14 protein-coding genes are annotated in these 12449 nt (G+C 58.2%); 7 read left to right on the top strand and 7 right to left on the bottom strand.

The annotated features are described in order from the left end of the window. Window positions 1-7: 7 nt before the first annotated feature. From clpS to cysE, 4 genes are all read right to left on the bottom strand, one after another. Window positions 8-361, bottom strand: a complete 354-nt coding sequence (gene clpS / locus ABOK31_RS06420) for an ATP-dependent Clp protease adapter ClpS (RefSeq protein WP_041677877.1) — start codon at window positions 359-361, stop codon at window positions 8-10. A 286-nt stretch (window positions 362-647) separates the two neighbouring features. Then, window positions 648-1013, bottom strand: a complete 366-nt coding sequence (locus tag ABOK31_RS06415; RefSeq protein ID WP_174174670.1) for a phasin family protein — start codon at window positions 1011-1013, stop codon at window positions 648-650. A gap of 351 nt (window positions 1014-1364) precedes the next feature. Next, window positions 1365-1568 carry a DUF3126 family protein gene (locus ABOK31_RS06410; RefSeq protein ID WP_015339784.1) on the bottom strand — a complete coding sequence of 68 codons (204 nt, stop codon included), beginning with the start codon at window positions 1566-1568 and terminating at the stop codon, window positions 1365-1367. A 124-nt stretch (window positions 1569-1692) separates the two neighbouring features. Continuing rightward, window positions 1693-2556: a serine O-acetyltransferase gene (gene cysE, locus ABOK31_RS06405; protein WP_075852494.1), complete on the bottom strand. Its 864-nt coding sequence runs from the start codon at window positions 2554-2556 to the stop codon at window positions 1693-1695. Window positions 2557-2632: 76 nt separating this feature from the next. Here cysE and ABOK31_RS06400 point away from each other — a divergent pair, with 76 nt between their 5' ends. Continuing rightward, the gene (locus ABOK31_RS06400; protein ID WP_174174668.1) at window positions 2633-3433 is read left to right on the top strand and encodes an enoyl-CoA hydratase-related protein; all 801 of its coding nucleotides are present in this window, start codon (window positions 2633-2635) and stop codon (window positions 3431-3433) included. An 8-nt stretch (window positions 3434-3441) separates the two neighbouring features. On the opposite strand, the gene ABOK31_RS06395 is transcribed toward ABOK31_RS06400, so the two are convergent. Next, window positions 3442-4227, bottom strand: coding sequence for an alpha/beta hydrolase (locus ABOK31_RS06395; protein ID WP_174174666.1), 786 nt, complete (start codon window positions 4225-4227; stop codon window positions 3442-3444). A 201-nt stretch (window positions 4228-4428) separates the two neighbouring features. Between ABOK31_RS06395 and ABOK31_RS06390 the strand changes: the two genes are divergently transcribed. Both ABOK31_RS06390 and ABOK31_RS06385 read left to right on the top strand, forming a co-directional pair. Then, the gene (locus tag ABOK31_RS06390) at window positions 4429-4674 is read left to right on the top strand and encodes a zinc-finger domain-containing protein (RefSeq protein ID WP_047633459.1); all 246 of its coding nucleotides are present in this window, start codon (window positions 4429-4431) and stop codon (window positions 4672-4674) included. Between the two features lie 29 nt (window positions 4675-4703). Continuing rightward, window positions 4704-5867, top strand: coding sequence for an FAD-dependent monooxygenase (locus ABOK31_RS06385; RefSeq protein ID WP_349958189.1), 1164 nt, complete (start codon window positions 4704-4706; stop codon window positions 5865-5867). A gap of 104 nt (window positions 5868-5971) precedes the next feature. Here the strand turns inward: ABOK31_RS06385 and ABOK31_RS06380 are convergent, their stop codons facing one another. Then, on the bottom strand, window positions 5972-7159 hold the full coding sequence (locus tag ABOK31_RS06380; RefSeq protein ID WP_349958188.1) for a cystathionine beta-lyase: 1188 nt from the start codon (window positions 7157-7159) through the stop codon (window positions 5972-5974). 373 nt (window positions 7160-7532) lie between these two features. Here ABOK31_RS06380 and ABOK31_RS06375 point away from each other — a divergent pair, with 373 nt between their 5' ends. The 4 genes from ABOK31_RS06375 (at window position 7533) to ABOK31_RS06360 (ending at window position 11796) form a co-directional block, all read left to right on the top strand. Further along, on the top strand, window positions 7533-8558 hold the full coding sequence (locus ABOK31_RS06375) for an amino acid ABC transporter substrate-binding protein (RefSeq protein WP_349958187.1): 1026 nt from the start codon (window positions 7533-7535) through the stop codon (window positions 8556-8558). A 96-nt stretch (window positions 8559-8654) separates the two neighbouring features. Next, a complete protein-coding gene (locus ABOK31_RS06370; RefSeq protein ID WP_349958186.1) occupies window positions 8655-9848 on the top strand; it encodes an amino acid ABC transporter permease in 1194 nt (397 codons plus the stop codon). Window position 9849: 1 nt separating this feature from the next. After that, window positions 9850-11004: an amino acid ABC transporter permease gene (locus ABOK31_RS06365; protein WP_174174657.1), complete on the top strand. Its 1155-nt coding sequence runs from the start codon at window positions 9850-9852 to the stop codon at window positions 11002-11004. Between the two features lie 18 nt (window positions 11005-11022). Beyond that, on the top strand, window positions 11023-11796 hold the full coding sequence (locus tag ABOK31_RS06360; protein ID WP_015339774.1) for an amino acid ABC transporter ATP-binding protein: 774 nt from the start codon (window positions 11023-11025) through the stop codon (window positions 11794-11796). A gap of 100 nt (window positions 11797-11896) precedes the next feature. On the opposite strand, the gene ABOK31_RS06355 is transcribed toward ABOK31_RS06360, so the two are convergent. Next, window positions 11897-12364, bottom strand: a complete 468-nt coding sequence (locus tag ABOK31_RS06355) for an Lrp/AsnC family transcriptional regulator (protein WP_349958185.1) — start codon at window positions 12362-12364, stop codon at window positions 11897-11899. Window positions 12365-12449 lie beyond the last annotated feature (85 nt).

Raw genomic sequence — 12449 nt, 5'->3', positions numbered from 1 at the left:
CAGATCCTCACTTCTTTTCCATAACACATTGCAGCGGATGCTGGTGCTGCCGGGCAAAGTCCATCACCTGGCTCACCTTCGTTTCGGCTACTTCATATGTATATATCCCGCACTCGCCCACGCCATGGTTGTGGACATGAAGCATGATACGGGTGGCACCTTCGAGATCCTTTTGGAAGAAACGCTCCAGGATATGGATCACGAAGTCCATGGGCGTGTAGTCGTCATTCAGAAGCAGCACGCGGTACAGGTTCGGTTTTTTCGTCTTGGGCTTGGTACGTGTGATGACCGAGGTCCCACGGTTTCCGTTGTCCCCGTTCCTTTCGCTGTTGTTTTGCATCCGGATCGGCTCAGCGATCATTTCATTCATTCCTCAAATCATCCGGCAGAAGCTATCGCATTCCGACTTGGCACTGGGTTGGTTTCTTCACTTGGTCGGGCCGGATATCCGAACCTCTAACTTAGTTCATATTGGCGTGATTTTAAGCCCCCTGCTGGACACTGCAATCACAATTCGCTGACAAAACGGGCTGCGGTCAAAAAAGTCGCTGCATATCGTCTCGTCCGGTTCGACGTGCCAAAATGCAAAAGACCGGCCACGCATCGCGTAGCCGGTCTTTCCGGAAATTTTGCCTTTCGGCGAAAGTTTAAGCGGCGGTCGCCGTTGCTGCTGCCTTGCTGGCAGCCTTCGTCGCAGCCGCTACGGGCGCTTCGTAAGGCTTGTAGGCATTCTTGGCGAGATCGGCATACATTTCGCCGAGCTTGGTGGCTTCAGCGACGAAGTTTTCGTAGGAGGACTTCACATAGCTGCTCTGCAGTTCGAAGGCAGCTTCGAAGCTCTTGACACCGGCGAGCGTTTCGAAGTGTGCAACGCCATCCTGGAAAGACTTCTTGGAGTATTCAGCGGTTTCGGCAGCAATCGCCTGAAAGCCCTTGGTGACATCGGAATAGCTCTTCAGCGCCGTGTCCATGGCTTCCTTGCCCTTCTTGTTTGCTTCATCGAAATTGAACATGCTTCTCCGTCCCTTGTTGGCCGGCCGGCGGCCGGTTTACAGGGACAAAGGTTAAATGCGATGCACAATTAGTCAAGTAGTCTTGTGCGTCGCAATATCTCCCTTTGGTTGCATTTCGAGTGACGGCGCGATGTCAGCGCCGATGAGTGCGGCGCATCATTTTGTTTTTCCTAATATATATCATTGCGCCTGCAACCACAGGCTTTGATTAAAATATTGGCATTTAGGTCAAAGAAGCCGCTATAGATCAGAACGGCAGCGGAATGATCAAATTGGCAAATGCCAAAGAAAAAGGCCGTATTTCAATGAAATACGGCCCAAATATTCGATCACTATACGAGACCGATATAATCAGAGATCGACGTCCAGAATGGCCATCGAGAAATTATAGGAGCGGTCGCCATCTTCATCGTCGATATAGACGACACCCAGAAATTCTTCGCCGAGATAAACTTCAGCCGAATCGTTCTTTCGCGGGCGGGCCTTCACCACGACCTGCGGGTTGAACGTGCGCTTGAAATAGGCGTCGAGTTTCTTGATTTCTTCAGGCTTCACAATGCTTCTCCGTGAGGATCTCGGTTGGCCGCTTCTTGCATAGGAAAAGCGGCGGTGTAAAGACCGGAACCGCGCATAGCTCCCCAGCGACAGCGCAAGCTTCCGAAAGTCAGTCTGGATTTTCCTAGATTCCCGCGCCCATGATCTGATCCACAACCAATTGTTCAGCCAAGAGCTGGTCCATCGAGCGAGACGGTTCCGAACACCCTGCTTCTCCGACCACCTTGGCCGGCACCCCTGCAACGGTCGTCTTGGCGGGCACTTCCTTCAGCACCACCGAGCCGGCGGCGATGCGCGAGCAATGGCCGATCTGGATATTGCCGAGGATCTTGGCCCCCGCACCGATCAAGACGCCGTGCGCGATCTTCGGATGGCGGTCGCTGCCTTCCTTGCCGGTGCCGCCAAGCGTGACGCCATGCAGGATCGAGACGTTATCGCCGATCACGGCCGTTTCGCCCACCACAAGGCCGGTCGCGTGATCGAGGAAGATGCCCTTGCCGATACGCGCCGCCGGATTGATGTCGGTCTGGAAGACGCTGGAGGATCGGCTCTGCAGATAAAGCGCGAAATCGCGGCGGCCGCGATTATAGAGCCAGTGCGCGAGGCGGTGCGTCTGCAGCGCATGGAAGCCCTTGAAATAGAGCACGGGCTCCAGGAACCTCAGGCAGGCTGGATCGCGATCGTAGACGGCCTGGATATCGACACGAAGGATCGATCCCCATTCCGGCCAGTCGGCCAGCATTTCCTCGAAGGTCTGCCGCAGGAGGATGGCCTGCAGGTCCGGATGGTCGAGGCGCTCGCAGATGCGATAGATAACGCATTCCTCCAGCGAGCGATGGTTGATGATCGTCGAATAGAGGAAAGCGGCAAGAAGTGGGTCCTGCGCGGCAGCGGCGCGTGCTTCCTCGCGCATGCTGTCCCAGATCGGGTCCATGACCTTCACTGCGCCCAAGCCTTCTACCTGGCGAATATCCGTTGCTGCGACCATTGGCGGTCTCCCGATTTTCTGTCAGGGGTGCATTATATAGAATAAATGCCACACAAGACAAATGGGTTGGTCGCGCATGAATTTCGAGCATGATTTTGCCGGCGGTCTCATTCGCGCGACGTGCAGCGACGCCATAGGCACGATCGCGATCAGCAACCCCGACAGAAAGAACGCCGTGACCGCCGCAATGTGGCGTGCGATCCCGCAGGCAGTGCGCATTCTGACCGATGAAGCACATGCGCATGTGATCGTTCTGCGCGGCGCCGGCGCGGATTTTTCGGCTGGCGCCGACATCAGCGAATTCGCCGTCGTGCGCAAGAATTCGGAGACGGCAGTCGCCTATGAGGCGCTGAACAGCCAGGCTTTCGAGGCAATTCGCCATTGCCGCGTGCCGACGATCGCCGCGATCCGCGGCATCTGCTATGGCGGCGGTTTTGGGCTTGCTGCCGCCTGTGATCTGCGCATCGCCGAAAGAGGCGCACGGTTTTCCGTACCCGCCGTTCGCCTCGGTATCGCCTATCCCGCCGACGCCGTGCAGGATATCGTCAATGCGCTCGGGCCGCAGATGGCCAAGGTCACCCTGTTTACCGGCGCTCCCATGTCGAGCGAGAAGATGGTTGTGGCCGGCTTTCTTCTGGAGGAAATCGAGGCTGATGCGTTCGATCAGGAAGTATCCGCCCTCGCCCATGCGATTGCCGCCAATGCACCTATTGCGCTGCATGCCTCGAAGCTCGCGATCCGCGCCGTCATCGAGCAGGATGGTGACTTGCTGCGCGAAGCGGAAGTGATCGGCGCCGAGACTTTCGACAGCGCCGATTATGCGGAGGGTCGCGCCGCCTTTGCCGAACGGCGAAAGCCCCACTTCACCGGTAAGTGACTTGAAACCTAGCGCCTGTCGAGACGCTGATAAAACTCCAGAACCGCCGCCTTGAAGATCTTATCGCCGACGGCGAGCATGTGGTCGCGGTTCGGAATATCGATGACTTCGGCATTCTGCATCAGTGCCGCCAAATCCTGCCCGGAACCGGCAATATCGTCCTTGGTGCCGACGGCGATCAGCGTCGGCACTTCGATCTTCGCCACATCTTCCCGCGAAGCCAGATCGCGCGAGCCCTGGATACAGGCGGCCAGCGCCTGCCGGTCGCTTTTCGTCTGCTCGGCAAAAGCGCGGAACATGCGCCCGCGCGCATGGGTGACATCATCGAGCGAAGGTGCGACCAGCGCATCCGCAATCGGGTCCCAATCGCCGACGCCTTCGACCATGCCGATACCGAGGCCGCCCAGCACCAGCGAGCGGACGCGATCAGGATGCGCGATCGCCATGAAGGTCGAAACGCGCGCACCCATGGAATAGCCCATGACATGGGTCTCGGATATGCCCAGATGATCGAGGAGGGCCACAGCATCCGCTGCCATGATCCATGGATGGTAGACATCCGCATCGTAAAGCTTGTCGCTCATGCCATGGCCGCGATTGTCGATGGCAATCACCCGATAGCCCGCTTCGCCAAGTGTCTTCAGCCAACCGGGATTGACCCAATTGGCAATCGCCGTGGAGGCAAAGCCGTGGATCAACAGCACCGGCGGCCCGTTGGGATCGCCTTCATCGAAAAAGGCGAGCTTCAATCCGTCTCTGACAAAATGGGACATCGGGGGAGCGTTCAAATTCATGGCTTCGTCTTTGCAAACTGGGTCCTGTTGGCGCCGGACCATATTTTATCGGCGATATCAAATGAACCCTACGCTTGCGAAAATCTCTGCATCAAGCCGGACTTTCGCACTACACAATCGGGAAGAAGGATTATAAAGAGGGGCTACCAAGTCTGGCGCAACATTCATGCCGCTCACGGCAAGACGCATTCGGAGATCATCATGGCCGGCCACAATATTCCCCATTTCCAGAACGACGGCGGACATCGCGTCATCGAAATCGGCGTGAAGGAATTCATGTGCACCGGCGCCTCGGTCCCGTACGACCATCCGCACATCTTCATCGATATCGGTGACGAGAGCGAAAAGGTCTGCTCCTATTGCTCGACGCTGTACCGCTACAATCCGTCGCTGAAGGCGGATCAGACCAACCCGGCCGGCTGCGTCTTCCACTTCAAGGCGGCGTGACGCCTTAGAGTCCGATCGGACATAAAAAAATGCCGATCAAAGCAGCCGCAATCATCGGCGCCGGAATAGCCGGATTGACGGCGGCACTGGCGCTCGCGAGACACGGCATTGCCTCCGACATTTTCGAACAGGCAGAGGTGCTGACCGAAGTCGGCGCCGGCCTGCAGATTTCGCCGAATGCTTCCCGCATCCTCGATACGCTTGGCGTGCTCTATGCGCTGAGATCGGTCTGGCTGGAGCCAGAGGAAGTCCGGCTCGTATCCGGCTCGTCGCTGCGGCCTGTCGCATCCGTTCCCTGTGGAAAATTTGCCAGAGAGCGATGGGGTGCACCCTATGGCGCGGCGCATCGCGCCACCCTGCAAAAGGCGCTCCTCAATGCGATGACGGCCAATGCCTTATGCACGCTGCATCTCGGCCGGCACGTCGATATCAACAACAAACAGGCACTGGAAGAGATCGCCGGAAGGGAATTCGATCTCGTCATCGGGGCCGACGGCGTATGGTCGAAGGCGCATGCAATGGTGCCTGGCGCGCCCTCGCCGCTCTTCTCCGGGAATATTGCATGGCGCTTCTCCATTCCGGAGGCGGCGGCCCCGGCCCTGCTGGACAAGGCGAGCGTCACAGCGTTCCTCGGACCCTCCAGCCATCTCGTCTGCTACCCCATCCGGGAAAATGCCGCCTTCAATATCGTCGCCATCGTCTCCGGCAGCAGTGCCAGCCGCAATTGGGGGGCGACCGGCAGCAAGGCGCAGCGCGAGCAGATGCTACGGGGTTTTTCCGGCTGGAACACGGCGATCCTGCAAATGCTCGAAGCCCAGGAGCAGGCGAGCTTTTGGCCACTCTACGAGATGAAGGACGGCCGGTGGCATAATGGCAGCGATACGATCCTGATCGGCGATGCCGCGCATGCGATGATGCCCTTTGCGGCTCAGGGCGCGGCCATGGCGATCGAGGACGCTTTCGAGCTTGCCGGCATGCTTTCGGGACGCTCGCCGGCCGAAGCATTCGAACTCTATGAGAAGCATCGGGCGCCGCGTATCGCGCGCCTAAGACAGCGCGCCGCCTTCAATCAATTCGCCTATCACGCCCGCGGTCCCATCCGCCTGGCGCGGGATCTCGTCCTCTCGCTGCGTCCGCCGCAAAGCCTCGCGGCGGACATGGACTGGATCTACGGCTATAGCGCCGTCGGCTGATCAGGCGTCCCCCATAGCGCCGTGCGTCACATGTGACGCACGGCGCTATAACACTTTAAACCTGCTGCATAATTTTATCCTTAAATCGATCCCGATTTAAGGAATTATGCGGTAGCCGCCGCAAAGCCCTTTTCGATATCCGCCTTGAGATCGGCGACGTCTTCCAGGCCGATCTGCAGGCGGATCACCGGCCCCTCCGTCGGGATCTTGGTCACGCGCCGGTCGTTGAGGTTGACCTGCAATGCCAGGCTTTCGAAGCCCCCCCAGGAATAGCCGAGACCAAAGATACGCAAGGCATCCAGGAAGGCATGCGCCTTCACCTTGAACTTGTGCGGATCGTCGACGGCGAGAACGAAGGAGAAGATGCCGCTTGCACCCTTGAAGTCGCGCTTCCAAAGCTCGTGACCCGGGAAGCTCGGCAGGGCCGGATGCAGCACGCGTGCGACCTCCTCCCTGCCCTCAAGCCATTGGGCGATCGCCAGCGCGCTCTCCTGATGCCGCTCCAGGCGCACGCCCATGGTACGCAGACCGCGCAGCACCTGATAAGCGTCATCGGGCGCGCCACAGATGCCGAGCTGGCCATGCGCGTCAATCAACTGCTTCCAATGCGCTTCATTGGCCGAAACGGTCCCCATCAGAATATCGGAGTGACCGGCCGGATATTTCGTCACGGCATGGATGGAAACATCGACACCGTGATCGAGCGGCTTGAAATAGAGCGGCGTCGCCCAGGTATTATCCATGGTCACGACGCAGCCGTGGCGGTGAGCCGCAGCCGAGATCGCCGGAATATCCTGCATTTCGAAGGTGTTGGAGCCTGGCGCTTCGGTATGGACCAGCCTGGTATTCGGCTTGATCATCTGCTCGATGCCGACGCCGACCAACGGATCATAATACTCGACCTCGATGCCGAGGCGCTTCAGCATGGTGTCGCAGAAGAATCGCGTGGGACCATAGACCGAATCGACGATCAGCGCGTGATCACCGGCTGACAAATAAGCAAGAAACGGCACGGTGACAGCCGCAAGCCCAGACGGCACGATGACCGTTCCAGCAGACCCTTCCAGCGCATCCATCGCCTCGCACAGCGCATCCGTGGTGGGAGTTCCGCGCGTGCCATAGGTGTATTTCTGGTCATGCGTCTCCATTACACGCGCATTGGGAAACAGCACCGTCGAGGCATGGACGACCGGCGGATTGACGAAGCCGTGGAAGTCGAATGGCGAATTGCCGATGTGGGACAAACGCGTGTTGATACCAGCGTTCTGCAGGAATGTGTCTTTGTCTTTCATGTCCGAATATGCCTTTGGCGCTGCGGGAAACTGGATTTGTGGCGACCAAGCCTCCCCCGGTCAACCCCGACCGTTCCAATAGGGCCATATTATTCGAAGGCTAAAACAACGAAAATCGCAGCAGAAACCGCATTTTCGCGCAGATTTTTGGCAAAACGCCGCTCATTTTGACGCCAAATGCCCATTTTTCGGCAGCGCGCGGCGAAAATGCCGAATAAATCCGCAATAATTGGGGCGATCTCTTGACCGCTACACCATTTGCGACTGTGATAGCGCCACTCGCACCGGGAAAGGGAAGGAACACGGTTCTCCAGGAACCTGCTTCGGAGGCGATACACTTTAACTATAAAACAAATAGACAAAGGTAGGGAAAATGAAAAAGTTTGCTCTCTCCGCATTCCTCGGAGTCGCAGCATTGGCTTACACCGCGTCGGGCGCTTCCGCCTCGACGCTGAGCGACGTTAAGGCCAAGGGCTTCGTTCAATGCGGCGTGAATACGGCCCTTCTCGGCTTCGCGCAGCCGGACGCATCCGGTAACTGGGCCGGCTTCGACATCGACTTCTGCAAGGCTGTCGCTTCCGCCGTATTCGGCGACCCGACCAAGGTGAAATACACGCCTCTCAGCGCTAAGGACCGCTTCACCGCGCTGCAGTCCGGCGAAATCGATGTGCTTTCCCGTAACACCACCTGGACCATCAACCGCGACACCGCGCTCGGTCTCAAATTCCGTCCCGTCACCTATTATGACGGCCAGGGCTTCATGGTCCGCAAGGAACTGAACGTGAAGTCGGCGCTCGAACTGTCGGGTGCCGCCATCTGCGTCCAGTCCGGCACGACGACCGAGCTGAACCTCGCAGACTATTTCAAGACCAACAACCTGCAGTACAATCCGGTGGTCTTCGACAAGCTCGAAGAAGTCAACACGGCCTATGATTCCGGCCGTTGCGACGTGTACACCACCGACCAGTCGGGTCTCTACGCTCTGCGCCTGACCTTGAAGAACCCGGACGACAACGTCGTTCTGCCTGAAATCATCTCCAAGGAGCCGCTCGGCCCGGCCGTTCGCCAGGGTGATGACCAGTGGTTCAATATCGTCAGCTGGACGGCCTATGCGATGGTCAATGCCGAAGAATTCGGCATCACGCAGAAGAACGTCGACGAGATGAAGGGTTCGGCTAACCCGGACATCAAGCGCTTCCTCGGCGCCGAGCAGGGCTCCACTATCGGCACCGACCTCGGCCTGACCAATGACTGGGCCTACAACATCATCAAGGGCGTCGGTAACTACGGCGAAGTCTTCGACCGCAACATCGGCGCAGGCAGCCCGCTGAAAATCGCTCGCGGCCTCAATGCCCTGTGGAACAAGGGCGGCATCCAGTACGCGCCTCCGGTCCGATAAGTCGCAAACGACCAGACTTCCAGAGAAAGGCGGCAATCCGCCTTTCTCCCCTCAAGAAAACAAGCCTGAAACAGGCACATTGGGGAAAAACTCTATATGGCAATTACAGTAAACTCGCCTGAAGGCGAGCGCTCGGCCTTATCGGCGGCGTTGTACGACCCCAAAGTTCGGGGTGCCTTCTACCAGGCGCTTACTATCATCATTCTCGCGGGACTCTGCTGGTTTATCGTCACAAACACCATCGATAACCTGCGCGCATTGAACCGCTCGTTCGGCTTTGGTTTTCTCGAAGGACGTGCCGGCTTCAACCTGGGACAAGCGCTGATTCCCTATTCCAGCGATTCGACCAACGCCACCGCCCTTCTCGTCGGCGTGCTCAACACACTTCTGATTTCGGTGGTGGGCATTGTTGCGGCGACGGTTGTTGGCTTCGTCATCGGCATCGGCAGACTTTCGCATAATTGGCTGATTGCGAAGCTCTCCCAGGCCTATGTCGAAATCTTCCGCAACATCCCGCCCCTGCTCGTCATCTTCTTCTGGTACAGCGGTGTTCTGGTGTTGCTGCCGCAGGCGCGCGATGCCGTGCATCTACCATTCTCCAGCTATCTCAGCAATCGCGGCCTCGCCTTCCCCAGCCCGATCTTCGGTGCGGGCATGTGGGCAGTCGGCATTGCTCTTCTGGTCGCCATAGTCGCCGTATTTTTCGTGGCGCGCTGGGCGCACAAACGTCAGGCGGCAACCGGCCAGCAGTTCCATACGATCTGGGTGTCGATCGGTATCCTGATCGGCCTGCCGCTGCTGGTCTTCCTGGTGACCGGCATGCCGCTTTCGTTTGACTACCCCATTGCCGGCAAATTCAACCTGACCGGCGGCACGGTCATAGGGCCGGAATTCCTCGCACTGCTGCTTGCCCTCTCCCTTTATACCGCATCCTACATTGCCGAGATCGTCCGCGCCGGCATTCGTGGCGTGCCAAAGGGTCAATCGGAAGCAGCGGGTGCACTTGGTCTGCGGGCATCGGCCATCAACCGGCTGATCGTCATACCCCAGGCAATGCGCATCATCATTCCGCCGCTGACCAGCCAGTATCTCAATCTGATCAAGAACTCATCTCTCGCCATCGCCATCGGTTATGCCGATCTCGTCGCCGTCGGCGGCGTGATCCTCAATCAATCCGGCCGAGCCGTCGAAGTCGTCATCATCTGGATGATCATCTATCTCGCCCTGAGCATCGTCACGTCGCTGTTCATGAACTGGTTCAACGCCAAGATGGCCCAGGTGGAGAGATAAGATGTCGAGCGTTGATCAACACTTCGTCAGCAAGACACTGCTGGTGGCGCAGCCAGCACCTGCCAGCGAAAGGGGCGTGTGGCATTGGTTGAAAAAGAACCTGTTTGCAACGCCGAAGGACATTGTCCTGACCGTGCTTGCCGTCACCTTCCTGGCCTGGACGATCCCGCACCTGGTCGACTGGCTGTTTATAAATGCGGTCTGGAGCGGAACCGACCGCACCTTCTGCGCCACCACGGTTCAAGGCGGAACGCAGCCGGATGGCTGGAACGCCGCCTGCTGGGCCTTCGTCCGCGCGAAATTCGCCATCTTCATGTTCGGCCTTTATCCGCCGGACGAGCGCTGGCGACCAATACTCGTCTGCATCCTGATGATCGTCAGCTTCGTCCCGTTGCTGATACCGTCCGTTCCCAGGAAGGGATTGAACGCTATCCTCGCGTTCTTCGTGCTGCCGGTTGTTTCGTTCTTCCTGCTCCACGGGGGCTTCGGCCTTGAGACCGTCGAAACGGAAAGATGGGGCGGCCTACTCGTGACGCTGGTGATCGCTTTCGTTGCGATCGCAGTCTCCTTCCCGTTCGGCATCGTGCTTGCACTCGGCCGCCGCTCCAAGATGCCCGTTGTCCGCATGCTCTGTGTGTCGTTCATCGAAATCATCCGCGGCGTGCCGTTGATCACGGTGCTGTTCATGGCCAGCTACATGCTGCCGCTCTTCATGCCGCAGGGCTGGACCGTCGATAAGCTGCTGCGCGCCGTCGTCGGCGTTGCGATCTTTACCTCGGCCTATATGGCCGAAGTCATTCGTGGCGGCCTGCAGGCAATACCGAAGGGTCAATTCGAAGGCGCCGACTCGCTCGGCCTCGGCTACTGGCAGAAGATGCGGCTGATCATTCTGCCGCAGGCGATCAAGCTGGTCATTCCCGGCATCGTCAATACCTATATCGGCATGTTCAAGGACACGTCGCTCGTGGCGATCATCGGCATGTTCGACCTGCTCGGCATCGTCCGCCAGAACTTCTCGGATGCCACCTGGGCAAGCGCGGTGACGCCGGTGACGGGTCTTGTATTCGCTGGATTCGTTTTTTGGCTGTTCTGCTTTGGCATGTCGCGCTATTCAGGGTTCGTGGAACGCCATCTCGACACCGGCCACAAGCGATAAAATTGAGGGAAATACAAAATGGCTGAAGCCCAATCGAAAAAAATGACTGTCTCCGAGACCGAGGTCGCGGTCGACATGATCAACATGAACAAGTGGTATGGCGACTTCCATGTGCTGCGCGATATCAATCTGAAGGTCATGCGTGGCGAGCGCATCGTCATCGCCGGCCCCTCCGGCTCGGGCAAATCGACGATGATCCGCTGCATCAACCGTCTGGAAGAGCACCAGAAGGGCCAGATCATCGTTGACGGCGTCGAGTTGACGAACGACCTCAAGAAGATCGACGAAGTGCGCCGCGAAGTCGGCATGGTGTTCCAGCACTTCAATCTCTTCCCGCACCTGACCATTCTGGAAAACTGCACGCTGGCACCGATCTGGGTGCGCAAGATGCCGAAGAAGCAGGCGGAAGAAATCGCCATGCACTTCCTCACCCGCGTCAAGATCCCCGAGCAGGCGAAGAAATATCCCGGCCAGCTTTCCGGCGGTCAGCAGCAGCGCGTGGCGATCGCCCGCTCGCTTTGCATGAACCCGAAGATCATGCTGTTCGACGAGCCGACCTCCGCACTCGACCCGGAAATGATCAAGGAAGTGCTCGACACCATGGTCGGCCTTGCCGAAGAAGGCATGACCATGCTGTGCGTGACCCACGAAATGGGCTTTGCCCGCCAGGTCGCCAACCGCGTCATCTTCATGGACCAGGGGCAGATTGTCGAACAGAATTCGCCGAAGGAATTCTTCGACAACCCGCAGCATGAGCGCACAAAGCTCTTCCTTAGCCAGATCCTGCACTGATACTGATACGGAATGGATCGAATGAACAGAACCCGCCGCTGCATCGCAGCCGGCGGGTTTTTCACAGGTCTTCCGTTATCGACTGGCGGATCGAGAGCGGTCAACGCAACGGCAGAGCGTAGGTCTGCTTGACGATCTGGCTCGGTACATCGGTCTTGACGTTCTGAATGCCATTGACCTTCGTCAGATGCGTGGACTGGAACTGCCTGTAGTCGTCGAGATCGGAAACAGCGACGCGCAGCAACGCATCGCTCTCGCCCAGCATGATGTAGCATTCCATCACCTCGGGCAGCTTCTTCATGGCGGCGATGAAGCGATCGATCGTCTCGGCGTCCTGGGCCACCAGCCAGACGCGAGCAAACATCGAGAGCGGCAGGCCCGCCTTGACCGGATTTACCACGGCCACGTAGCGATCGATGATGCCTGCGTCCTCGAGAAGCTTGACGCGCCGCAAGCAAGGCGACGGCGAGAGCCCCACTTCCTTTGCAAGCTCCACGTTCTGTATCCGCCCATCGCGCTGCAGCGCACGCAGGATACGCCTGTCGATCTCATCCAGCCGCATTGGCATCCTCTACCGATAATCTTCTGATCTTGAATTCAGATGCCAATAATCTGGCAGAAATTGGCATCTTCGCAAGCCGGTTGCGCCGGTA

It is taken from the genome of Rhizobium sp. ZPR4 (assembly GCF_040215725.1).
Lineage (GTDB): Bacteria > Pseudomonadota > Alphaproteobacteria > Rhizobiales > Rhizobiaceae > Rhizobium > Rhizobium rhizogenes_D.
The sequence above is the reverse complement of the archived record's forward strand: the minus strand, read 5'-3'. Positions and strand labels throughout refer to the sequence as shown.